This window comes from Demequina ureilytica, from assembly GCF_048553575.1.
Taxonomy (GTDB): Bacteria; Actinomycetota; Actinomycetes; order Actinomycetales; family Demequinaceae; genus Demequina.
The window spans coordinates 401,836-424,129 of record NZ_JBLZIE010000002.1 but is presented as its reverse complement, the minus strand read 5'-3'; the positions used below and the strand labels follow the sequence as shown (position 1 = coordinate 424,129).

At 68.3% G+C, this 22,294-nt stretch carries 20 protein-coding genes and 1 other RNA gene; 16 read left to right on the top strand and 5 right to left on the bottom strand.

Annotated features, from left to right (window positions below; translation table 11 throughout):
* The first annotated feature begins 19 nt into the window (after positions 1-19).
* From ACNI3K_RS08755 to prfB, 4 genes are all read left to right on the top strand, one after another.
* Positions 20-223: a hypothetical protein gene (locus tag ACNI3K_RS08755; RefSeq protein WP_419391496.1), complete on the top strand. Its 204-nt coding sequence runs from the start codon at positions 20-22 to the stop codon at positions 221-223.
* A 154-nt stretch (positions 224-377) separates the two neighbouring features.
* Positions 378-911 carry a hypothetical protein gene (locus ACNI3K_RS08750; RefSeq protein ID WP_419391495.1) on the top strand — a complete coding sequence of 178 codons (534 nt, stop codon included), beginning with the start codon at positions 378-380 and terminating at the stop codon, positions 909-911.
* Between the two features lie 42 nt (positions 912-953).
* Positions 954-1,589 carry a hypothetical protein gene (locus ACNI3K_RS08745; protein WP_419391494.1) on the top strand — a complete coding sequence of 212 codons (636 nt, stop codon included), beginning with the start codon at positions 954-956 and terminating at the stop codon, positions 1,587-1,589.
* A gap of 78 nt (positions 1,590-1,667) precedes the next feature.
* Positions 1,668-2,777, top strand: a complete 1,110-nt coding sequence (gene prfB / locus ACNI3K_RS08740; RefSeq protein WP_419391493.1) for a peptide chain release factor 2 — start codon at positions 1,668-1,670, stop codon at positions 2,775-2,777.
* A gap of 18 nt (positions 2,778-2,795) precedes the next feature.
* Here prfB and ACNI3K_RS08735 read toward each other — a convergent pair whose 3' ends face one another.
* The gene (locus ACNI3K_RS08735) at positions 2,796-3,218 is read right to left on the bottom strand and encodes a hypothetical protein (RefSeq protein WP_419391492.1); all 423 of its coding nucleotides are present in this window, start codon (positions 3,216-3,218) and stop codon (positions 2,796-2,798) included.
* A 184-nt stretch (positions 3,219-3,402) separates the two neighbouring features.
* On the opposite strand from ACNI3K_RS08735, the gene ftsE reads away from it, so the two are divergent.
* From ftsE to ACNI3K_RS08710, 5 genes are all read left to right on the top strand, one after another.
* Complete coding sequence (ftsE, locus tag ACNI3K_RS08730; RefSeq protein WP_419391491.1) at positions 3,403-4,095, top strand: cell division ATP-binding protein FtsE; 693 nt, start codon at positions 3,403-3,405, stop codon at positions 4,093-4,095.
* Positions 4,096-4,105: 10 nt separating this feature from the next.
* Positions 4,106-5,017 (top strand): permease-like cell division protein FtsX, encoded by a 912-nt coding sequence (gene ftsX / locus ACNI3K_RS08725; protein ID WP_419391490.1) that lies wholly within the window; start codon positions 4,106-4,108, stop codon positions 5,015-5,017.
* Positions 5,014-6,381, top strand: coding sequence for a peptidoglycan DD-metalloendopeptidase family protein (locus tag ACNI3K_RS08720; protein ID WP_419391489.1), 1,368 nt, complete (start codon positions 5,014-5,016; stop codon positions 6,379-6,381). Before ftsX ends, ACNI3K_RS08720 begins: the two co-directional genes overlap by 4 nt.
* Positions 6,382-6,457: 76 nt before the next feature.
* On the top strand, positions 6,458-6,922 hold the full coding sequence (gene smpB / locus ACNI3K_RS08715) for an SsrA-binding protein SmpB (RefSeq protein WP_419391488.1): 465 nt from the start codon (positions 6,458-6,460) through the stop codon (positions 6,920-6,922).
* A gap of 43 nt (positions 6,923-6,965) precedes the next feature.
* Positions 6,966-8,885, top strand: coding sequence for a DUF2207 domain-containing protein (locus ACNI3K_RS08710; protein ID WP_419391487.1), 1,920 nt, complete (start codon positions 6,966-6,968; stop codon positions 8,883-8,885).
* A gap of 33 nt (positions 8,886-8,918) precedes the next feature.
* On the opposite strand, the gene ACNI3K_RS08705 is transcribed toward ACNI3K_RS08710, so the two are convergent.
* Complete coding sequence (locus ACNI3K_RS08705; protein WP_419391486.1) at positions 8,919-9,908, bottom strand: serine hydrolase domain-containing protein; 990 nt, start codon at positions 9,906-9,908, stop codon at positions 8,919-8,921.
* A gap of 116 nt (positions 9,909-10,024) precedes the next feature.
* On the bottom strand, positions 10,025-12,613 hold the full coding sequence (locus tag ACNI3K_RS08700; RefSeq protein ID WP_419391485.1) for an MMPL family transporter: 2,589 nt from the start codon (positions 12,611-12,613) through the stop codon (positions 10,025-10,027).
* Between the two features lie 137 nt (positions 12,614-12,750).
* Here ACNI3K_RS08700 and ACNI3K_RS08695 point away from each other — a divergent pair, with 137 nt between their 5' ends.
* The 4 genes from ACNI3K_RS08695 to araA all read left to right on the top strand — a co-directional run bounded on the left by ACNI3K_RS08695 (position 12,751) and on the right by araA (position 16,564).
* Positions 12,751-13,311: a TetR/AcrR family transcriptional regulator gene (locus tag ACNI3K_RS08695; RefSeq protein ID WP_419391484.1), complete on the top strand. Its 561-nt coding sequence runs from the start codon at positions 12,751-12,753 to the stop codon at positions 13,309-13,311.
* An 80-nt stretch (positions 13,312-13,391) separates the two neighbouring features.
* Positions 13,392-13,759, top strand: a transfer-messenger RNA (tmRNA) gene (gene ssrA / locus ACNI3K_RS08690).
* Positions 13,760-14,321: 562 nt separating this feature from the next.
* The gene (locus ACNI3K_RS08685) at positions 14,322-15,044 is read left to right on the top strand and encodes an L-ribulose-5-phosphate 4-epimerase (protein ID WP_419391483.1); all 723 of its coding nucleotides are present in this window, start codon (positions 14,322-14,324) and stop codon (positions 15,042-15,044) included.
* Positions 15,041-16,564, top strand: coding sequence for an L-arabinose isomerase (gene araA / locus ACNI3K_RS08680; RefSeq protein WP_419391482.1), 1,524 nt, complete (start codon positions 15,041-15,043; stop codon positions 16,562-16,564). Before ACNI3K_RS08685 ends, araA begins: the two co-directional genes overlap by 4 nt.
* A gap of 28 nt (positions 16,565-16,592) precedes the next feature.
* On the opposite strand, the gene ACNI3K_RS08675 is transcribed toward araA, so the two are convergent.
* Together ACNI3K_RS08675 and ACNI3K_RS08670 are read right to left on the bottom strand one after the other, a co-directional pair.
* Positions 16,593-17,645, bottom strand: a complete 1,053-nt coding sequence (locus ACNI3K_RS08675) for a DUF389 domain-containing protein (RefSeq protein ID WP_419391481.1) — start codon at positions 17,643-17,645, stop codon at positions 16,593-16,595.
* A 61-nt stretch (positions 17,646-17,706) separates the two neighbouring features.
* The gene (locus ACNI3K_RS08670) at positions 17,707-18,783 is read right to left on the bottom strand and encodes a fatty acid desaturase family protein (RefSeq protein ID WP_419391480.1); all 1,077 of its coding nucleotides are present in this window, start codon (positions 18,781-18,783) and stop codon (positions 17,707-17,709) included.
* Between the two features lie 159 nt (positions 18,784-18,942).
* Here ACNI3K_RS08670 and ACNI3K_RS08665 point away from each other — a divergent pair, with 159 nt between their 5' ends.
* From ACNI3K_RS08665 to ACNI3K_RS08655, 3 genes are read left to right on the top strand one after another with little or no spacing between them, the layout of a single operon-like run.
* Positions 18,943-19,908, top strand: a complete 966-nt coding sequence (locus ACNI3K_RS08665; protein WP_419391479.1) for a calcium/sodium antiporter — start codon at positions 18,943-18,945, stop codon at positions 19,906-19,908.
* Entirely contained in the window at positions 19,905-20,678 is a 774-nt protein-coding gene (locus ACNI3K_RS08660) for an ABC transporter ATP-binding protein (RefSeq protein WP_419391478.1), read from the top strand. Before ACNI3K_RS08665 ends, ACNI3K_RS08660 begins: the two co-directional genes overlap by 4 nt.
* Positions 20,660-22,243 (top strand): hypothetical protein, encoded by a 1,584-nt coding sequence (locus tag ACNI3K_RS08655; protein WP_419391477.1) that lies wholly within the window; start codon positions 20,660-20,662, stop codon positions 22,241-22,243. Before ACNI3K_RS08660 ends, ACNI3K_RS08655 begins: the two co-directional genes overlap by 19 nt.
* Positions 22,244-22,294: the final 51 nt, after the last annotated feature.

Genomic DNA, 22,294 nt, shown 5'->3' with positions numbered 1-22,294 from the left:
CCCACGAGAGGAGTGCAGCATGATCGCTATTCGCAAGCACGCAGCCGTTCTCATAGGAGCCGGGGTCCTGACCCTCGGCCTCACAGGGTGCGGCGATGACACGGACGCCGGAGACGTGGTCGACGAGACCACCGCGGAGATCTCGGAGGGCGCCGAGGACATCGAAGAGGGCGTCGAGGAAGGTGCCGACGAACTCGAAGAGGAGACGAACGAGGAGGACTAGCCTCCGCGTGCGCCCTAGGCCCCGTCCCCGTGCCACGAGGGGCGGGGCTTTCTTCGTGTGGAAGAAGGGGTTGCGGTGCAGGCGCATACCCGGAAGGGTGGCGGGCCAGGGCGGACGCTCTGGCACGACTTCCTACCGGATGGAGCGCACGAGCATGGCATTTCGCACCTCAGCCACCACGATTGCACTCGCTTCTGCGGCTCTCCTGCTGAGCGGGTGCAGCGCGGGCGACGACGGAGAAGACAGCGATGAGGGCTTCTTGCAAATCGAGACCAGCGCCGAGACCGAGACGGACGCTGAACCCGGCTCAGGAGGCGCGGACGACGACGAGGGCTCGGAGTCCGAGGGCGAGGGGCTACCCGACAACAGCACGGTAGTCCTCGCGGGCACCACCCACGAGTACACGATTCTCTGCTCGCGTGGGGGCGACGTGGTGGCCCTAGCGATGACCGGGGCCGCCGACCCGGGCCCCATCACTGCCGCGTTTGGCGCGGGCGACCCCGTGGACAGCATCTCTTTCTCGATCGACGGGACCACGTGGCGTACGGACTCGAACGGCGACTACGGGGAGTTCCTCAGCCTCGACGTGGATGAGGAGGCGGGCACCGCGAGCGGCTCCGCCGTCTTTGAAGACGACCTGGGAGAGACGGCAGAGGGTACCTTCGACCTCGTCTGCACCGGGCCCTAAGCCGCACGACCTTTCACCCGCCCGCCCTACACTGAGGACGACATGTCGCACCCCACTGACCACATCATCGGCCTCACCCTCAGATCAGCGGGCGTGGCCGCGTTGGCGCTCGCGATAGTTGCGTGCGGGACAGACAACGCGGGTGGTGTCGGTGAGGGTGGCTCCGCCGTCGACGAGAGCCCGAGCCCACCAGTCGAGGCCACGTCGACACCGTCGTCGGAGAGTTCGACCTCAGCCGAACCTGAACCCACCCCCTCCAGTGCCGCAGCGGCCGATCCGAGCGCTGAAGCCGGCGCGGACGACGGCTCGGGGCAAGTGAGCTACGTCGAGTTCGGCGACGTGCGCTACGAGGCCGAGTCGATGGAGTGTAGCCGCAACGACGGAGGCTTCGAGTACGGCGCAGATGCGACCGGCCCCTATTCCGGCATGGTGACCATCGCCGGTGTCTTCGGAGTGGGGGAGGCCGATAATCCGCCGGACCTCGTGACAGTGACGTTCGACGCCGGCGAAGGTGGCCAATGGTCGGCGATGAGCGAGGTTCAAGGATTCAGCGTCGGATCCCTGTCCGATGCGAGCTACGACGCCTCGGGTGCCTCTGGTGAGGGGGTCTTCGCATTCCACCTCGGGGGAGACGTCGACTCAGCTACGGAGCCGGGCCGCTTCGAGTTCTTCTGCTGATGTTGCGTCTCGCTCCCGACGGACCGCCATGAGCGGCGGACCCACCCCCGGTCGCCGCCGCCACTAGACTGGACCGTCGTGGCTACCGACTTTCCTGCAGAGATCTCAGCACTGCGTACGACCTTCGACCAGATCGAGGCCGTCACCGATCCGGACTCGCTGCGCGCGCAACTCGCGGAGCTCGAGGACCAGGCGCAGTCGCCCGACCTATGGGATGACCAGGACAACGCGCAGGCGGTGACCCAGAAGCTCAGCAACACCAAGGCCGAGCTCGACCGATTGACGTCGTTCCGGGACCGGATCGACGATCTCGAGGTGCTCGTGGAGATGGCCGTCGAGGGCGACGACGCCGAGACTCTTGCCGAGGCGGACGCCGAGTTCCTGAAGCTCCATGCCGACCTGTCGGCCATGGAGGTCCGCACCCTGATGACGGGGGAGTGGGACGAGCGCAACGCCGTCGTCACGATCCGCTCCGGCGCGGGTGGGGACGACGCCACCGACTTCGCCGAGATGCTGCTGCGCATGTATCTGCGGTGGGCCGAGCGCCACGGCTACTCGACCAAGGTGCTTGACACCTCGTACGCGGAGGGCGCGGGCATCAAGTCGGCCACGTTCGAGATCCAGGCCCCGTACGCCTTCGGCATCATGTCGGTCGAGGCCGGCACCCACCGGCTCGCGCGCATCAGCCCGTTCGGGTCCGCGGACAAGCGCCAGACCAGCTTCGCCGCCGTCGAGGTGATCCCGCTCATCGAGGGCACCGACCACATCGAGGTGCCCGAGACGGACATCAAGGTCGACGTGTTCCGCTCCTCGGGCCCGGGCGGTCAGTCCGTCAACACCACCGACTCGGCGGTGCGCATCACCCACCTGCCGACGGGGCTCGTCGTGTCGATGCAGGACGAGAAGAGCCAGATCCAGAACCGGGCGGCCGCCATGCGCGTGCTTCAGTCCCGGCTGCTGCTGCTCAAGAAGCAGGAGGAGGCAGCGCAGAAGAAGGAGCTCGCCGGTGACATCAAGGCGAGCTGGGGCGACCAGATGCGCTCGTACTTCCTCTACGGCCAGCAGCTCGTGAAGGACCTGCGCACCGGGCACGAGGTGGGCAATCCCCAAGCCGTGTTCGACGGAGACATCGACGGGTTCATCGACGCTGGCATCCGCTGGCGCCGTCAGCAGGTCGACGCGGACTGAGGGCCGCGGGCCGGCGAGTCAGCGCCGGTGATAGAGCAGCGCTGAACGGATGTGCTCGCGCAGCTCCCGTGCCGGATACGGGCCCTCCGCAGGGACCACGAGTGCGCGGGTGCCGTCGTGCTCGAGCAGGTCGCCATGGGCCGCGCGAAACTCTTCGACGAGGCTGGTCTGACAGTGCGTGAACACTCCCACATCAGCGCCGGGGCCGATGCGGTCGATCCGCACGGTTGTCCCGGTGCGGGGTTGCGCCGGGAGATAGCTGGGCTGCCCCCACTTCAGAGTCTCGATCACTCGTCCAATCGCGGGCTCCGCGGCGGCGACCTCCCACACGAGGCCGCGCAGTTCGACGATGCGGTCGCTGACAGGGCGGGGATAGTCGGCGATGGCCGCCTCCACCTCCGGCGCCAGCGGGGGCGCCGTCATGGACGCCTGATCGGTCATCTCGGCCCTCCCATCCTCAGGTGTTTCGATGGTATCCGGGAGGTTTCTCCGGGCGCGAGCGATCGACCGGACCGAGCGTGTGTGATTCATGTCGCACGGAGCGCATCGGCGCGCCTACTGTGAGGGGCATGCGGGGCTTCTTACCCTGCAGGGAGCGCGAGTCCGACCCCTCGCGTCCGGTGGCATGATTCGACTCGATAACGTCAGCAAGGTCTACACGCGTGGAGCGAGGCCTGCTCTCGACAACGTCTCCGTGGAGATCGAGCGAGGCGACTTCGTCTTCCTCGTGGGCTCCTCGGGCTCCGGCAAGTCGACCTTTCTCAAGCTCATCCTGCGCGAGGAGCGCTCGACCGCGGGCGACGTGTTCGTCGCCGGGCGTCACCTCAACCGCCTGTCGAGCTGGCGCGTGCCTCACCTGCGCCGCGAGATCGGCGCGGTGTTCCAGGACTTCCGCCTGCTGCCCAACAAGACCGTCTACCAGAATGTCGCGTTCGCGCTCCAGGTGATCGGCAAGTCCAAGCGCGACATTCAGACCAACGTGCCCGAGATGCTCGAACTGGTGGGACTAGCGGGCAAGGAGCGGCGCATGCCGCACGAGCTCTCCGGTGGCGAGCAGCAGCGCGTCGCGATCGCCCGCGCCTTCGTCAACCACCCGCCGATCCTGCTGTGCGACGAGCCCACCGGAAACCTCGACCCCGGCACGTCCGTGGGCATCATGCGGCTGCTGGACCGAATCAACCGCACGGGCACCACGGTGTTGATGGCGACGCACGACGACGAGATCGTGGACCAGATGCGCAAGCGCGTGATCGAGCTCAAGGGCGGCCGGCTCGTGCGCGACCAGGACCGCGGCGTATACGGCCTGGAGACGGTGTGAGGCGCGCGTCATGAGAATTCGATTCATCCTGGGCGAGGTCGCGAGCGGCCTGCGCCGCAACTCGACGATGGCGCTGTCCGTCGTCCTCGTCACGTTCGTGTCGCTCACGTTCGTGGGCGCCGCCGCGCTGACCCAGATGCAGGTGCAGCAGCTGCGCGATGCCTGGTACGGCGAGGTCGAGGTGTCGATCTTCCTGTGCCCCGAGAACTCGCTCTACGAGCAGTGCGCGGCCGGACCGGTGTCGCCGGACCAGGAGGAGGACATCCGCTCCGTGCTTGAGGAGGGCTCCGTCGCGGAGATCGTCGACGAGGTCTATTACGAGACGCGCGAAGAGGTGTTCGAGAACATCGTGGGCGCGGACGAGACCGGCGTGTACTCGCAGCTCGAGCCCGCCGACCTGGGGCCCGTGTTCCGCGTCAAGCTCACCGACCCCGAGCAGTTCCAGGTGGTCGCCGACGCCACCGAGGGCCTGCCGGGCGTCGAGGAGGTCAACGACCAGCGCGAGGTGTTCGACGAGTTGTTCCGGTTCCTCGGCGTCGCGACATTCATCGCGGCCGGCCTGGCCGCGGTGATGATGCTCGCCGCCGTGCTGCTCATCACCACCACCATCAGGCTGAGTGCGCTCAGCCGCCGGCGTGAGACTACGATTATGCGCATGGTCGGTTCATCGAAGAGCCTGATACAGATGCCTTTCATGCTCGAGGGCGCTGTTGCGGCGACGCTGGGTGCCGTCATGGCCATCGCTGGTCTGTGGCTCGCCGCGCGCTACTTCATCGAGGACTGGCTGCACGGGTCGATCGCGTGGGTCGACTACGTGGGTCGCGACGACGTCTGGACAGTGGCTCCGTGGCTTCTTGCCATCGCGGTGGGCCTTGCGGCCCTCGCCTCGCTTGCCACGCTCGGGAGGTACACGCGCGCATGACCGCCACCCGCCGCCTGTCTCTTCTCATCGTCGCGATGCTGGCCGCCGCCATCCTCGGCGGCTACGCCGTCGGGGCCTCGGCCCTCGTGCCGCAGGGCTTCCAGCAGGAGTCGTCCGACGACTACCAGGACAAGATCGACGAGACCGAGCGTGAGCGTGAGGCGGCCGAGAGGCGCGCCGAGGAGCTGCAGCACGAGCTCGAGAACACCGACGCCCGAATCGTCGAGGCAGACGCGAAGCTTCGCGCGCTCGAGGAGGAGCTCCCCGTGCTGCAGGCCCAGCTCGAAGAGGCGGAGCGCGAGGTCGAGTCCGCGATCATCGAGCAGGGCATCGTGGCCGACAAGCTGATCGCCGCCGAGGCCCAGGATCGCGCCATTAGCGAACAGATCGCCGAGGACGACGAGCGCACCGCGAACCTCGAGGCGCTCGTCGCGGCGATCGCACGCGAGACGTACAAGGGCAACGACGAGTCCGCCGGCTTGGCGATCGTGTTCGGATCCTCTGATACCCAGGACTTCATCGACGAATACACGGCACAGCAGTCCGCGGCGCGGGTGCAGAGCAACGCGCTGGGCGAGCTCGAGGAGATCGCCGCGGTCAACCGCAACAGGGGAGCGCGTCAAGAGGCGGTGCGCGAGTACATCGTCGAACTGAAGGCCGAGGCGGATGCGCTGGTCATCACCCTCCAGGCGGCGCGCGACGTCGCTGAGGAGGCGCGCGACGAGGTGCAGGCGCTGCTCGACGAGCAGCAGGAGCTGAGGGACTATCTCGAGTCGCAGCGCTCCGCGTTCATGGCTCAACAGGCGGAGAACGAGGAGCTCCAGCAGCAGCTGCGCAATCAGGTCCTGGACCTGTACTCGAAGAAGCGCGAGGCGGAGGAGCGCGAGGCGGCCAGAAAGGCCGCAGCGGCCCGGGCCCGGAACGAGGCGGCGGCGCCGAGCGACAAGCTCACCAAGGGGGCGCTGGCGTTCCCCACCAAGGTGCCCTACAAGACGTCCTCGTTCGGCACCCGCATCCACCCGATCTACGGCTACGCCCGCCTGCACGCCGGCACTGACCTGCGCGCCTACTGCGGCACGCCGATCTACGCGTCGGCTGCGGGAACCGTGGAGTGGGCGACCTACAAGGCCGGCTATGGCAATCAGGTGCTCATCGACCACGGGATCATCGGCGGCAAGTCCGTGATCACCAACTACAACCACTTCTCTCGTTTCGCCGTCGGCGGCGGTCAGCGTGTGGCGCGGGGCGACCTGATCGGCTACTCGGGCAACACCGGCTCCTCGACCGCATGCCACCTGCACTTCGAGGTGTACGTGAGCGGCAACGTCGTCAACCCGGAGACGCTGCTTCCGAACTTCCCGTGACAACCGTCCCCGGGGCGGGGCCTCTATACTCGAACGTCCGTGTCGACAAGCGTACGGAAGATCGAGGAGGTGAGTCATGGTAGACGAGCAGAAGATCGTCGCGACCAACAGGTCGGCCACCCACGACTACTTCATCGACAAGACCTACGAGGCCGGGATCGTCCTGCAGGGCACAGAGGTCAAGGCGTTGCGCCAAGGCCGCGCAGCCATCGGCGAGGGATACATCTACGTCGACAACAACGAGGCCTGGCTCGAGAACATCCACATCCCCGAGTACACCCAGGGGACCTGGACCAATCACGCGCCTCGCCGCCGTCGCAAGCTGCTGCTGCATCACACCGAACTCGACGAGCTGATGATCAAGACCCGTGAGAAGGGCTTCACCATCGTGCCCTTGCGGCTGTACTTCGTGAAGGGTCGCGCCAAGGTCGAGATCGGCATCGGACGAGGTAAGAAGCTGTACGACAAGCGTCAGACGCTGCGCCAGAAGCAGGACGATCGTGAGGCGCAGCGGGCCATGAGCCTGCGTCGCAACACGTAAGAACTCGGTCACGGGCGGCGCCGAGCCTCGGCACAATGGAGGCATGCCCTCCCTCGCCGTCTTCACCGCCGCGCGCCCCGCGGCTACCCCCGTCGCCCTCCTGCGCGCCGCGACCGTCGCGTGCGCCAGTGCGCTCGCGCTTGCCGTGTCCGCCTTGCCCGCGGCCGCATCGGCCGGTGACGTCGTTGGACCGGACGACCACCCGGGACGCGAAGTGCTCCAGTGGGATGCGACGTACGCACTCCACGAGGACGGGTCGGTGGACGTGCGCACCGAGATCGACTTCGACTTCGGCGACGAGCCCGGGCACGGGGTGGTCTTCACCCTTCCCACCGCGCAGCCCATTGAGGACGGCTACGAGCGGCTCTTCGACGTCACGGACATCACGGCCACCAGCCCGTCGGGTGCGCCCGATGAGCTCGACGTCGACTCGCAGGGCGGCTCGCTGGTGGTGAGGATCGGGGACGAGGACGTCGACGACGTCTCGGGCGTCCAGACCTACGTGATCACGTACTCGGTGGCGCGCGCGATGGACGCCACGGAGGCCAGCGAGACTGACGAGGCGCTCGCAGGCGACGAGTTCTACTGGGACGCCATCGGCAGCGGCTGGGAGACGCCCATCCGTGACGTGTCGATCACTGTGGAGTCCCCGATCGCCGCCACCGAGGTCGCGTGCTTCGCGGGCCCGCAGGGCAGCCGTGACGGTTGTGAGGCGGTGGGCGAGCCGAGCGAGTCGGTCACCTTCGAGGCCGGCGACCTTGATCCGGGCGAACCGGTGTCGGTGGCAGCCCTGTACCCGAGTGGGTCCTTCGACACCACGCAGAACACGCGCATCGAGAACGACATCGTGCGGGCCTTCGCGATCACGCCGTGGACCGTGGGAATCGCCCTCGCGATGCTCGCCGCCGGGCTTGGCGCGCTGGCGCTGTACTTCCGCCGCACCGCGGTGGACCGGCAGTATGCGGGCCTCACCCCGGGCCTCGGCCCGGTGTCAGGAGCCGATGGGGCCACGCGCCCGGTGGCCGGCGGACAGCCCGTCGCGGTCCAGTTCGAGCCGCCTGCGGGCCTGCGCCCAGGCCAGCTCGGCACCCTCCTCGACGAGAAAGCCGACGTCCGTGACGTGACGGCCACCATCGTGGATCAGGCGGTGCGCGGCTACCTGCGCATCGACCCGGTGGGAGACGAGCAGGAGCCCGAGGACTACACACTGGTGAAACTCCGCGACGGGGACGACGCGATGCCGGCCTATGGGCGCACGCTGTTCGACGCGATCTTCCTTGACCGTTCTGAGGTGACTCTCACGGACCTGAAGGCCACCTTCGCGGCCGACCTCGCGAAGGTGCAGAAGGAGATGTACGCAGACGTCACGGACCGGGGCTGGTTCCATCGGAACCCGCAGTCGGCCCGCGTGGCATGGGCCGTGATCGGCGTGTGCGGTCTCGTCGCCGGCGTGATCGCCACGATCGTGCTCGCCGCCAACAGCAGGTGGGCACTGGTGGGGCTGCCGCTCGTGATCGTGTCGATCGTGATGCTGGCACTGACAGGCAAGGCCTCCGCCCGGACCGCCGAGGGCACCCGGATTCTCGCCCAGACCAAGGGCTTCAAGCTGTTCCTGGAGACCGCGGACGGGCACCGGCTGCGCTTCGAGGAGGGGCATGACATCTTCAGCCAGTACCTGCCCTACGCGATCGCCTTCGGGATTGCCGACAAGTGGTCCGAGAAGTTCGCGGCCCTGGCGCGGGAGGGCTACGACGTGCCGTCGCCCACCTGGTACGGCGCCCACTACGGCGCCGGGTTCTGGCTCTACCACCAGAGCTTCGGGACTCAGATGCAGGACTTCACGTCGCTGACGGACTCTGCCATCTCGACGCCGGCGGCGGGGACGAGCGGCGGCTCGGGGTTCTCCTCCGGCGGCGGCTTCTCGGGAGGCGGCAGCTTTGGCGGCGGTGGCGGCGGCTGGTGAGGCCAGCGGGGCTGTGATCGGCGCGGGCGCGACCTAGCCGCTCGCCCCGTCGCGCAGCCGCGCCAGAGCCCTGAAACCCTCCCGGTCCAGGCTCGCCGCCGTGGCGGACACGATCGCGAGCCCCACCCCGGCATCGCGGTCGACGCCGACCCACGAGGCGAAGCCGCCGGTGCGACCGTTGTGCCACGTCACCGACGAGCCGCCCACCGGAGTGGTGAGCCAGGCGGCGCCGATGCGCGACTTGCCGGCAGCCTCGGCCACCGGGTCAAGCGCGGAGACCCCGGGGGCGCGGTTTTCGAGCAGACCGGTCAGCAGCGCCTCGAGATCTCCTGCTGTCGCGCGGACCCCGCCAGCGGGACCGATGGCCTCTCCCGTCCAGGGCTCGTGCGGCCGGCCGCCCTTGGAACGCCCACGCAGCGCGAGAGGCGATAGGCATGCGGGCGTCGCGGGCACGGAGACGCCGGTCATTCCGAGGGGCTCGGCGATCCGCGTGCGCAGCAGTTGCTCGTAGGACGTCCCGGCCGTGCGCGCGAGAGCGGCGCCGAGCAACTCGTAGCCCAGGTTCGAGTACGCAAACCGGGGCCGGCCGAGCCGCACGTCGGCGGCCTCGTCCAGCAGCGCGTCGAGAGACTCGCCGTACGGGTTCTCGCCGTGACGCCACATGCGCCAGGTGCGGCGCATGAGCGTGCGAGGGCCCCCGTAAGGCGGCTGGGGCGGCAGGCCCGATGCGTGGGTCGCCAAGGCCCCCAGCGTGACCTTTGCGTAGGCGCCCTCGGGCCGCTCGAGCGCATCGCCCAGGGTGGTGTCGGGAGTGACGTGCCCGCGCTCCACGGCGTCCCGGTAGAGCAGGCCAGTGAGCCCCTTGGAGACAGAGCCGATCTCCGCATCGACGTCCTCAGGTGCGCCATACGTGTGGTGCGTGCCCTCGCCGTCGGCCACGGCGGCGATCAGGATCCGCTCGTGCCTGCCGTAGAGGCGGGAACGGGTCGCTTCCAGGTGGGTGGTCACGCGGTCGGCTGCCATGCGGACCACGCTAGGCGGGCCAGCGAGCCCGTGGCATCGTCCGCGAGGACGGTCTGGGGTGGAGGTCCGTCGGGGACGCCTCAGTGGCGCCCCCGACGGACTTCGAGCGAATGGGGTCAGTCGCGCGGTGAGGTGTCCGCGGTGCCGCTGGCCGTGACCGGGTGCGAGCGCTCGAGGGCCGAGCCCTCGACGTCCACGTTCGGCAGGATCCGATCGAGCCAAGCCGGCAGCCACCACGCGCGCTCGCCGGCGACATGGATCAGGGCGGGCACGATCACCATGCGCACCACGAACGCATCCAGCAGCACCCCGGTCGCGAGCCCCAGCCCCATGGGCTGGATCATCGCGATGTGCGAGAACACGAACCCGCCGAAGACGGAGGCCATGATGATCGCCGCCGCCGTCACCACGGCGCGGCCGTTGTGCAGGCCGGCGACGACGGCTTGGCGCGCGTTCGCGCCATGGACGTACGCCTCTCGCATGCCCGAGGTGAGGAACAGCTGATAGTCCATCGCGAGACCGAACAGGATTCCGGTCAGCAGGATCGGCAGGAAGCTGAGGACCGGCCCCGGGGAGTGGACGCCGAAGATGTCGGACAGCCATCCCCACTGGTACACGGCCGTGATCACGCCGAACGAGGCGAACAACGACAGCACGAACCCCGCGGTGGCGATCAACGGCACGAGCAGCGAGCGGAACACCACGATGAGGATGATGAGGGACAGCCCGACCACGACCGCGAGGTACAGCGGCAGCGCCTCGTCGAGCTTCTCGGAGACATCGATGTTGCCCGAGGCCGAGCCGGCCACGCCGATAACTGTGTCGCTCAGGTCCGCGCCATCGACCTCGACATCGAGCGGCGACAGCGCGCGAAGCGCGTTCACCAGCTCCTCCGTGGATTCGCTGGACGGGCCCTCTCTGGGGATGACCTGGAAGGCCATGAAGTCACGATCGTCGGAGACGCCCGCTGGCGCGGCTGCCACCACGTCGCTCTGGGCGGTGATCGCATCCTGGATCGCCACCTGCGCGGCGAGCACGCCCTGCTCCGACACGGCCTCGGGGAGGTCGGCCGTGACTAGCAGCGTGCCGTTCAGGCCCTCGCCGAACCGCTCGTCGATGGTCGTGTACGCCTGGAACTGGGTCGAGTCCTGGGGCTCCTGGGTGCCGTCGGGAAGTCCGAGTCGCATGGAGGCGGACGGGATCGCGATCACGGCAAGCGCCACGGCGGCGACGACGAGAGCGAGCACCGCGCGACCGGTGCGCATAGGCGTCACGGGGCGCACGGCCTCCTCGGGGTGGCCGATGCGGTCGCGGGAGCGTTTGGAGATCGCCTTCATGCCGGTCAGGCCGAGCAGCGCCGGGGTAAGGGAGACGGCGACGAGCACCGCGATCGCCACGCAGAATGCGGCCACTGATCCCATCACGCCCAGAAACGGGATCCCGGTCACGTTGAGCGCGAGCAGCGCGATCAGCACGGTCGATCCCGCGAACACCACCGCGTTGCCGGAGGTGCCGTTCGCGAGCCCCACCGACTCGAGGACGTCCATGCCCTGCTTGAGCTGCTTGCGGTGGCGGTTGACGATGAACAAGGAGTAGTCGATGCCCACGGCGAGCCCCAGCATGACGCCCAGCACGGGGGTCACGGAGGACATCTCGGTGACGTCGGAGAAGGCCAACGCGGTCGCGACACCCACGCCCACGCCGATGACCGACGTCACGATGGGCTGGATGGCCGGGAGCCACGTGCGCATCATCACGAGCAGCACGATGAGCGCGAGAATCACGCCGATGATCTCGCCGATGCCGAGAATGCCGTCCACCGACGTGGCGATCTCGGCGGAGAAGTACACGTCGACACCGTCGATGGGTGCCGACTCGATCGTCTCGATGACGCCGTCCTTGTCCTCCTGGGACAGGTCGAATCCGCTGGCGGAGAACTGCACCACACCCAGCGCGGTGGATCCGTCCTCGGACACCGTGCGAATACCAGAGGCGTCCTCGGCGAGCTGCCGCCCGAGCTCGACCTGCGTTGCCTGCGTCTCCAGCTCGGCCAGGCCTGCGTCGAGCTCTGCCTGCTGCGCGGCGATCTCCTCGAGGCCCGCGTCGATCTGCGCCTGCTGCTCGTCGAGCTCGGCCTGCTGCGCCTCGAACTGCTCTTGCTGCTGCTCGTAGGCGCCCGCGTCCTGTGCCTGCTGGATGGCGGCGTCGAGCTGCGCCTGGGCCTCGTCGAGCTGTGCCTGACCGGCCTCTAGCTCAGCGAGCCCGGAATCGATCTGCTCCTGCCCGGCCGCGATCTCAGCGCGTGCGCTGTCGATCTCGTCGGCACCCGACTCGAGCTGGGCGACCTGTTCGGCGCGTTCTGCGGCGGTCGCGAACGGATCGACGACGTTGGACACGGAGTCGATGTCGGTCGCCTCAGTGAGGGCCTCACTGATCCGTGTCTGCTGCTGCTCGTCGAGCGCGGAGCCGTCCTCGGATTCGAACACCACGCGGGCGGAGGCGCCGTCAAGCCCGGAGATCTCCTCCGAGAGCTGGTCGGAGACCCGTTGAGTCTCGGTGCCCGGAATGGTGAAGCTGTCGGTGAGGGTGCCACCGAAGGTGAGGAACGCGCCAGCGGCGGCTGCGAGCGCCACCAGCCATGCGACGATCGCGACGAATGGCCTCGCAGCGGAGCCACGGCCGAGGCGGAAGAGGAGGTTGGCCACGTCTAGTGCCTTTCTCAGGGAAGGGGACGAGTGAGCGGCGACGATGCCTGCGGAAAGTGTAACCCGCATCCGCGATTTACACGACAGGTGTCGGTTATCAGTTGGTGAAGGCGCGCACCAGGGTGCACAATCACGTGGTGGACGCACGCATCGCGAGAACTCGCCGCAGCCTGCAGGAGGCGCTGTTCGCGCTCGCGCGCGAGCGCGGCGTGGATCACGTCTCGATCAGCGACATTGCCCAGCGCGCTGGCGTCAATCGCAGCACCTTCTACCAGCACTACTCGGACAAGGAGACGCTGCTCGCGGACGCCCTCGACCTGGTGGCACAGGAGGCGGGCGCGCAGCTGCGCTGCATCGACGAGTGGTCGCGCGAGCCCCCTCAGGTGCTCGTCACGTTCCTCACGCACATCGACGCTCATGCCGAGCTCTACCGGCGGGTCTTCACGGAGCCCGGCTCCGGAGTGGTGCTCGCCCGGCTGCGTCAGCACATCCACGACGCCATCTACGACTCGGCGCAAACGGTGGCCGAGCGCGATCGCGACGTCCCCATCGACGTGATCGCCGCAGGTGTCACGGGGTCCATCGTGGGGGTCATCGGCGCATGGCTTGATCGGGAGCCGCGTGCACCGGTGGGCGACGCGGCGCTGTGGGTGTGGCGCATCATCATGGGGCCGCCCGACCCGTACGGCACTAGGTGACCGGGCCGACCTGCCCAGCGACCGCATCGGTCGTTGATACATACGGGGGTACGGGCGTACACTAGAGGGACAACTGCACAGGGGATGATCGGTTTCGACGTGTGTGCTTTCCTCAGGGGAAGCGGGCCGAGGACGTCACGTTATCTCGTTAACGATCGTGGCAAACCAATAGGTGCCGATTCCAAGCGCACCGACTTCGCCCTCGCTGCTTAAGCGAGCGTAGAAGTCCGTCAGCCCAGGCTTGTTCCCGTCCTGGTCCCTGGCGTCATTTAGGGAACTTGCTCCACCTCCTCGTCACCGGGGGGTGGGGGACTCTTAGGTGGCTGGGGCTATCGCACAGTTTGTCTGAAGACAGTGCGGGTCCGAGATAATGATCATTCAGACTGCGCCCGGAGAATACCTGACGTCGTACACGCGGACGCGGGTTCGATTCCCGCCATCTCCACGTTTTCATCCCTGGTGGGTGACCGAAAGGCCGCCGTTCTCCTTCGCCGGAGAGCGGCGGCCTTTCGTGCATCCCGACCTGGTCGGGCCAGCGCGGCGACTGTGGAACAGCGCGCCTTCGGACCCCCCCTTCACCCTGTGCGCCGGCGTCCACGTCGCGTGCGAAGTGTGGCTCCAGCGGCTGCAGACGGCTCGGATCGATCTGCTCCAGCAGCATCAGCCCGATCCGGGGACGCCGGTGGAGGAGACCATCGGCGCGCGCCATCTGCATGCGCCTGTCGGGACCTTGACTGCCATGCGTGTGTCGCGTTGCCCGATCCGCCCTTCGCTGTTAACGTTCACGCCATGACGCCCCACGGAGGTGCGCCCCCTGATGGCGCGCCCAACGCATCCGGGCTCGACAACGCGAACCGTGAATGCGCATCGGTGACCGCCGCTGTGACCTCCGTCCCGGTCAACAATGTCGCCGGCCTGTACCGTAGGAACTCTCGTCCGCGTGCATGCTCAGAAGGCGGCTTTCGCGGCGCCATAAATCGCACACAGCAGTCCCGCCAGGAGGCACTCCAGTGAGCCAGTTCAGCTCCGCCGTTCAGGAATCCATCGATCGCATCCGGGCGGATGTGTCCCGTCTGCATAGCGAGCTCACGCGGTACGAGCTCGTCGTGTGGACCGGCGGCAATGTCTCAGGCCGCGTGCCCGGGGAGGAGCTGTTCGTCATCAAGCCCTCCGGCGTGAGCTACGACGAGCTCGCCCCCGAGAACATGATCCTGTGCACTCTCGACGGCGAGGCCGTCCCGGGATCGCCGGGCTCGGAGCGCAACCCGTCATCCGACACCGCGGCGCACGCCTACGTGTACCGCAACATGGCGCAGGTGGGCGGAGTGGTGCACACCCATTCCACCTACGCCACCGCGTGGGCGGCGCGCGGCGAGGAGATCCCGTGCCACATCACCGGGATGGCAGACGAGTTCGGTGGACCCGTGCCCGTGGGGCCGTTCGCGATCATCGGAGACGACAGCATCGGTCGGGGAATCGTCGCCACTCTCGAGGGCCACCGCTCGCCCGCGGTACTGATGCAGAACCACGGCGTGTTCACCATCGGCAAGGACGCCAAGGCCGCGGTCAAGGCTGCCGTCATGTGCGAGGACGTGGCTCGCACCACCCACATTGCACGTCAGGGCGGGGAACTCATTCCCCTTCCTCAGGACAAGATCGATGCCCTCTTCGATCGCTATCAGAATGTCTATGGACAGCGCGGCGAGAAGCCCGCAGAAGGAGAATCGAAGTGAGCACTCGTTCAGTCATTCCCGACCTTTCCGAGTACGAAGTCTGGTTCCTCACGGGGAGCCAGGATCTCTACGGGGACGAGACGCTCCGCCAGGTGGCCGAGCAGTCGCAGCAGGTCGCCGCGACGCTGGATGGAGCCGCTGCGGTTCCCGCGCGGATCGTGTGGAAGCCGGTCGTGAAGTCTCGCGACGGCATCCGCCAGGCGATGCTCGAGGCCAACGCCAACGACAAGGTGATCGGCATCATCGCGTGGATGCACACCTTCAGCCCGGCCAAGATGTGGATCGCGGGTCTCGGCGCCCTCGACAAGCCGCTGCTGCACCTGCACACCCAGGCGAACGTGGGCCTGCCGTGGGACAAGATCGACATGGACTTCATGAACCTGAACCAGGCCGCGCACGGCGACCGCGAGTTCGGCTACATCGAGACCCGCATGTCCATCCCCCGCACGACGGTGGCCGGACACGCCTCGCACCCCGCCACGCAGGAGCGCGTGGGGACCTGGGTGCGCGCGGCCGCGGGCCGCTTTGCGACGCAGAACCTGCGCCTCGCGCGGTTCGGCGACAACATGCGCAACGTCGCTGTCACCGAGGGTGACAAGACCGAGGCCGAGATCAAGCTGGGCGTCCAGGTCAATACCTGGGGAGTCAACGAGCTCGCCGAGGTGGTTCACGCGCAGTCCGACGCGGACATCGACGCACTGGTGGCCGAGTATGTCGACCTGTACGACGTCGACGAGAACCTGCGGCCTGGCGGCGAGCGTGAGGACTCCCTTCGCTACGGTGCCGCCATCGAGCTGGGCCTGCGGTCCTTCCTGGAGGAGGGCGGCTTCACGGCCTTCACCACCACGTTCGAGGACCTGGGCGAGCTGCGACAGCTGCCTGGCCTCGCGGTGCAGCGACTCATGGCCGACGGCTACGGGTTCGGCGCCGAGGGCGACTGGAAGACCGCGATCCTGGTGCGCACCGCCGCCGTGATGGGCGCGGGCCTTCCCGGTGGCGCGAGCCTCATGGAGGACTACACGTACCACCTCGAGCCCGGCAACGAGCTGATCCTCGGCGCCCACATGCTTGAGGTGAACCCGGCGCTGTCGAGCGAGAAGGCGCGCCTCACGGTGGCCGAGCTCGGCATCGGCGGCAAGGAGGACCCGGTTCGCCTGGTCTTCACGGCCGATGCTGGAGACGCCATCGTCGTCGCCATGAGCGACATGCGGGAACGGTTCCGCCTGGTGGCCAACGTCGTCGAGAACGTCGCGCTGCCGTCCGCGATGCCGAACCTGCCGGTGGGTCACGCCGTGTGGAAGCCGCAGCCCGACTTCCAGACCTCGGCCACCGCGTGGATCCAGGCGGGCGCCGCTCACCACACGGTGATGTCGAACCAGGTCGGGGTCGAGGTGTTCCGCGACTTCGCGACCATGACCGAGGTCGAGCTGCTGGTCATCGACGAGTCCACCACGTTGACCGGCTTCGCCGCCGAGATGCGCGCGAACGCCGCCTACTACCGCCTGGCACAGGGTCTGTAGCGAGCGCAGGGCTTGTAGGCGCAGTTCCTCACCGGTCGGGGGCGGCTGACCCGTCACGCAGCATGTGTGTGGTGACGGGCATCAGCCGCACCTCGACCTGGGCAGGGTCCAGTCCCCGCGCCTCGAGCGCGGTGGCGAGATCCTCCGTCGCAGGGAAAGGGGCGGGGCCTTCGAAGCTCATGGTGAGGTGCTCGCCCGTGGCATCGATTCCCACGAACTCGAGGTCGTGGCCCAGCGCCCATTCGCGGGCCACCTCGTGCGCTGTGTCCTGCGTGCCCTGCGTGGCCGTGAGATGGATCGCCGAGGCGATCAGCGGTGCCGCGATCACGAGCGCCATGACTCCCAGCGTGATGACGCGGCTCCATGGCCCTCGGTCCACGCGGCGAGGATCGTCGTCTTCCGCGTCTATGGAGCCTTTGTCGAGCGGAAAGCCCAGCGACGCCCTCACGCCGCACACCGCCATGGTGACCGTGCCCGCCGCGACGGTCGCGCTGGCGTTCGCGCCGAAGAGCATAAAGGCCGCCCACGCCTGGGAGTACTGACCGGACTCGAGGAGCGTCCCGGTCACGGCGAGAGCGGAGATCAGGGTGACGGCGATGGCGACGCCCGGAACCGAGTTGGAGATGTCCTCGCGCACCAGTGCGACCGCCGCGATCACGCCGGTCAGCGCACCCACGACGATGTCGAACGCTATCGGCACCACCCGGGCCGCCACGAGAGAGTTGGTCTCCGCCGTGACCGGCGCCTCCCAGAGCAGCCCGAGCAGGAACCCGATGGCGATCACGGCGGCCGCGCCGGCGAGCACCTGCCCCACCGAGCGCAGCAGGTTGGTGCGCTGGCTCAGCACTGCGGCGAGCATCACGGCCGTGATGGGGGTGATGAAGGGAGAGACAATCATCGCGCCGATGAGGGCGGCGAGCGATTCGGTCAGGACTGCGGCGGCGGCGAGTGCGCCTGACAGGAGCATCAGCGCCCAGAACTTCGAGTAGCGCCTGGCGTTGTCGTCGTGCTCGAACAGCACGTCTCGGCGCATCCGCGCCACGGAGTCAGACGAGGCGCGGAAGTCGCTCAGGAAGGACATGGTCCCAGTGTGTCCGCACTGCCCGCGCTGTGCGCGGCAGATGCGTCGGAGCCGTGACGGGTCAGCGGCCCATCGCGGAGCGCTCGGGGCAGTCGAACGGGTCCCTCGCGGCGAGTCCCACGCGGTTCAGGTACTCGATGACGATCCCGTAGGACTCCATCAGACCCGTCTCCGTGTAAGGAACGTTGTGCGTGTCGCAATACTCGCGAACGATCATGCGCGTGCGGGCCAAGTTGGGGCGCGACATGTTGGGGAACAGGTGGTGCTCGATCTGGTAGTTCAGCCCGCCCATGAAGATGTTCATGCCCCAGCCGCCACGGATGTTGCGGCTCGTGAGCACCTGCTTGGAGAAGAAGTCCATCTTGACGTCGTCGGGGACGATCATCATGCCCTTGTGGTTCGGAGCGAACGAGGCACCCATGTAGACGCCGAAGACGGCCATCTGCACTCCGAGGAAGGCGAACGCCATGCCGAGCGGGAGCATCAGGAACAGCGGCACCAGGTACAGGCCGAAGTGCAGCGCGATCATCGGCAGCTCCATCCACTTCTGGCGGCGCGAGCCCTGAGTGACCAGGGATGCGACGGACCGGTAGTGGAGGTTCAGGCCTTCGAACGTCAGCAGCGGGAAGAATAGCCATCCCTGACGCTGATTGATCCAGCGGACGACTCCCTTGGTCTTCGCGGCGTCCTCTTCGACGAACGTGATGGTGTCCTGCTCGATGTCGGGGTCCGCGCCGCGCTTGTTGGGGTTGGCGTGGTGACGCGAGTGCTTGGACATCCACCACTGGTGGCTAATGCCGACCACAATGGTGCTGAGGATGCGGCCGAGGCGGTCGTTGGCATTGCCGGACACGAACACGGCCTTGTGCGACGCCTCGTGCCCGAGGAACGCGAACTGGGTGAGGACGATCCCGAAGGCGGCGGCGACAGCCAGCTGCCACCACGATTCGCCCACCAGGATGAACGCGGCGATGACTCCACCCAGTGCGAGCGCCAGCGCGGCCCCGAAGGTGGCGTAGAAGCCGTAGGCGCGAGACAGCAGCCCGGTGTCGCGGACCGTCGCGGCAATCTCCGCGAATCGGTGCGTGATGGGATTGCTGGGGATCTGGGCGGGCGCACTGCGCGGCGTTTCCGTCATGTCACTCCAGGGGTCGGTCGTCGGTACGGCTGTCGAGCGCGTCCGAGCGGAAACTGAACACATTGATGCACCTACCCTACGCGACCGTAGGTTGAGAGGCACCCCCCACGCGGGGGATTTCGCCGCGTCAAGTCGCCTCGCGCCGGTACTGTCGTGCCCATGATTGTTCCCGCCCTCGCCACGCTCGTCGGGCTCGGAATCCTCGCCTGGAGCGCGGAGAAGTTCGTGATGGGCGCGGCGACCGTCGCGAAGTTCTTGGGAATGGCACCGCTGCTGATCGGCATGATCGTGATCGGGTTCGGCACGTCTGCCCCGGAGATCGTGGTGTCCTCGTTCGCGGCCGCGCAGGGGTCTCCGGAGATCGCGCTCGGCAACGCGTTCGGCTCGAACATCGTAAACATCGGGCTCGTGCTGGCCGTGACGGCGCTCATCCTGCCCGTCGTCGTGAGGCGGGGCATACTTCGCAAGGAGATGCCGCTGCTGATCGTGGTGACGCTCGTCGCGTGGCTGCTGATGAGCGACGGCCAGCTCTCTCGTGGCGACGCGGGCGTGCTGGTGCTGCTGCTGGTCGTGCTGCTGACATGGTCGATCCTGCAATCCCGGCAGGAGCCCGACGAGAACTACGCCCACGACGTGGACCAGGAGACCGAGTCGCGGGGGCTGTCCAAGCGCGCCGCATGGATCTGGCTGAGCGTGGGGCTGGTGCTGCTCGTGCTCTCCTCGCGCCTGCTGGTGTGGGGAGCGACCGAGATCGCGACCGAGCTCGGCTGGTCCGATCTCGTGATCGGCCTGACAGTCGTCGCGATCGGCACCTCTGCCCCCGAGCTGGCCTCGTCGCTCGCGGCCGCCCGCAAGGGCGAGAACGACCTCGCGCTGGGCAACATCATCGGCTCGAACCTCTTCAACACCCTGGGTGTGGTGGGCATCGCGGGGCTCATCGCCCCGGCTGCGGTGGGCACCGACCTGCTCTATCGGGACCTGTCGATGGTGATGCTGATGACCGTGCTGCTGCTGGTCTTCGGATTCAGGCTGCACCGCAACGGCCGCATCAACCGCGTTGAGGGGGCCGTGTTCTTAGCTGTATGGCTGGGTTACACCGCCTACCTCGTGCTGAACCCCACGTGACCGCGACCGACGAGCGCGCGACCGCGCTGTCGCTGCGCGGGCTGACCAAGCGCTTCGGCGCCACCCTCGCGGTGGACGGCATCGACCTCGACATCCCCACGCACAGCTTCTACGGAGTGGTGGGCCCCAACGGTGCTGGCAAGACCACCACGCTGTCGATGGCCACTGGCTTGCTCGAGCCCGACTCCGGCTCCGTCTCGGTGCACGGGATCGACCTGTGGACGCGGCCGGACGAGGCCAAGCCGATGATCGGCGTGCTGCCCGACGGCCTGCACACCTTCGACCGGCTCACCGGTGCCGAGCTGATCAGCTACGCAGGCCTGCTGCGGGGGATGCCCCGGGACGTGGTCCGCGAACGGCGTGACGACCTGCTCGCGGCACTCGACCTGAGCGCGGCGGGCTCCACGCTCGTCACGGACTTCTCCGCCGGCATGACCAAGAAGATCGGGCTCGCGTGCGCTCTCGTGCACGCGCCCCGAGTGCTGGTGCTCGACGAGCCGTTCGAGGCCGTGGACCCCGTCAGCGCGGGTGCGATCCGGCGCATCCTGCAGTCGTTCGTGGACACCGGCGGCACCGTGGTGCTGTCGTCCCATGTGATGGCTCTCGTCGAGCGGCTCTGCGACCACGTCGCGGTGGTGGGCGGCGGGCGAATCCTTGCCGCCGGCACCGTCGATGAGGTGCGCGGGGGAGTGGATCTCGAGGAGCGGTTCGTGGGGCTCGTGGGTGGCGGGGCCGATGGGCGGGATCTGACGTGGTTGCGGCAGTCCTAGGGCTCAAGTTTCGCGTCGTGCGTCACCAGCTGCGGCGCGAGTGGTGGCGCGCGTTGCTGCTCGTCGGGGGCGCGGTGTGGTCGCTGTCGCTGATCCCCGCGACGTTCTGGGTGCAGCGGTTCCTGTCCTTCGAGACGTCGGATTCGCGCGCCACGATCCTCGTGGCCTTCGCCGCGGTGTGCGCCGTGGGCTGGGTGACGGTGCCGCTGCTCGTGACCGGCCTCGAGGACACCCTGGATCCCGGCCGGTTCGCGAGTCTGGGAGTGTCCGCGCGTCGGCTGATGCCGGGGCTGACCATCGCGGCGGCGCTCACGCTCCCCACGCTGTTCTTCGTGGCGGTGTTCCTGATCTTGGCCGGCGCGTGGCGCTACGAGAGCACCGCGGTGCTCGCCGTCGCGAGTGTGGGCGGACTGCTGACGGTCGCGCTGATGACCGTGAGCGCACGGGTGTGTGTCGCGTGGTCCGGACGGCTGCTGTCCTCCCGGCGCGCGCGACTGGGTGCCCTCGTTGGAGCGGCCGTGGCGTTCGTGCTGCTCGCCCCGGCCGCGTGGATCACCTTCCGGTCGGGGCTCGACTCGGCGCTCGCTTACGAGGTACCGGTGATCCTCGAGTGGCTTGGCCGCACCCCGGTGGGCGCGGGCATGGCCGCGCCCGGGGCGCTCGCGCAGGGCGACCCCGCGGGGGCGGTATGGCGCTTGGCCCTACTTGCGCTGACCGTGGTCGTCGTGCACGAGGCCTGGCGGGCCAATGTCGCCTTCACCCTCGTGCACCCGACCTTCAGGGGCGCCGGCACGAGGCGCCGCGGCGACGCGATCCTCGACGCGCGCGGCGGCGGCCGCGGCGACGGCGTCGCTTCGGCAGTGCGTGCGAGGTCGCTCGTCTACTGGCGGACGGACGCCCGCTACATCGTGAGCGCGATCGGAGTCGTCACGCTGCCCGTCGTGTTCTTCGTGCTCGTGGTGCCGATCCTCGGCCTCGACGAGCGCTGGGCGCTCGCTGCGCCCGTGATGCTCGCGGCCTCGATCGGCTGGGGCCGTCACAACGACGTCGCCTACGACTCGACCGCGCTCCACGTCGACATCGTCGCGGGCCGCATCGGCCGCGCCGCGATGCGGGGACGCACGCAGGCGGTGCTGGTGTGGTCCGTGCCACTCGTCGGCCTCGCCGCAGTCGCCGTGCTCGCGTGGACCGATCAGTGGTACGCGACCCCAGGCCTCGTGGGCGCGTGCGTGGGAGCGTTGGGTGTGACGCTGGGCATCTCCGCGGTGACCTCCGTGCTGCTGCCCTACCGCGCTCCCGGCCCAGGGGAGAACCCTTTCGGGGCGGAGGTCGGGTCGGTCGGCGCGAGCCTCGTCGCCCAACTCGTGTCCGGCGTAGCCATGGCGGCAGCGCTCCCGCTGGTGACCATCGCGTTCGTGCTGTCCCTGACGGCCGATGCGCGCTGGGGCTGGCTCGCGCTCGTCGCCGGGGTGGGGCTCGGCACGGCGGGCGCCGTCGCGGGGCTGCGGGCGGCGGGGGCGCTCTTCGACCGGCGCGCCGGCCGGCTGCTTGCGGCCGTCTCGTGATGGTGCGGATCGTCATGGTGTGGAGGGTCCTGGCCCCTGCCGCCCTTCTCG

Coding starts and splice junctions, on each gene's coding strand:
- ACNI3K_RS08750 (WP_419391495.1), top strand. CDS start 378: ATGGCATTTCGCACCTCAGCCACCACGATTGCACTCGCTTCTGCGGCT.
- ftsX (WP_419391490.1), top strand. CDS start 4,106: ATGAGAATTCGATTCATCCTGGGCGAGGTCGCGAGCGGCCTGCGCCGC.
- ACNI3K_RS08720 (WP_419391489.1), top strand. CDS start 5,014: ATGACCGCCACCCGCCGCCTGTCTCTTCTCATCGTCGCGATGCTGGCC.
- ACNI3K_RS08755 (WP_419391496.1), top strand. CDS start 20: ATGATCGCTATTCGCAAGCACGCAGCCGTTCTCATAGGAGCCGGGGTC.
- ACNI3K_RS08710 (WP_419391487.1), top strand. CDS start 6,966: ATGCCCTCCCTCGCCGTCTTCACCGCCGCGCGCCCCGCGGCTACCCCC.
- ACNI3K_RS08665 (WP_419391479.1), top strand. CDS start 18,943: ATGATTGTTCCCGCCCTCGCCACGCTCGTCGGGCTCGGAATCCTCGCC.
- ACNI3K_RS08735 (WP_419391492.1), bottom strand. CDS start 3,218: ATGACCGATCAGGCGTCCATGACGGCGCCCCCGCTGGCGCCGGAGGTG.
- ACNI3K_RS08745 (WP_419391494.1), top strand. CDS start 954: ATGTCGCACCCCACTGACCACATCATCGGCCTCACCCTCAGATCAGCG.
- ftsE (WP_419391491.1), top strand. CDS start 3,403: ATGATTCGACTCGATAACGTCAGCAAGGTCTACACGCGTGGAGCGAGG.
- ACNI3K_RS08670 (WP_419391480.1), bottom strand. CDS start 18,783: ATGACGGAAACGCCGCGCAGTGCGCCCGCCCAGATCCCCAGCAATCCC.
- ACNI3K_RS08705 (WP_419391486.1), bottom strand. CDS start 9,908: ATGGCAGCCGACCGCGTGACCACCCACCTGGAAGCGACCCGTTCCCGC.
- smpB (WP_419391488.1), top strand. CDS start 6,458: ATGGTAGACGAGCAGAAGATCGTCGCGACCAACAGGTCGGCCACCCAC.
- ACNI3K_RS08675 (WP_419391481.1), bottom strand. CDS start 17,645: ATGTCCTTCCTGAGCGACTTCCGCGCCTCGTCTGACTCCGTGGCGCGG.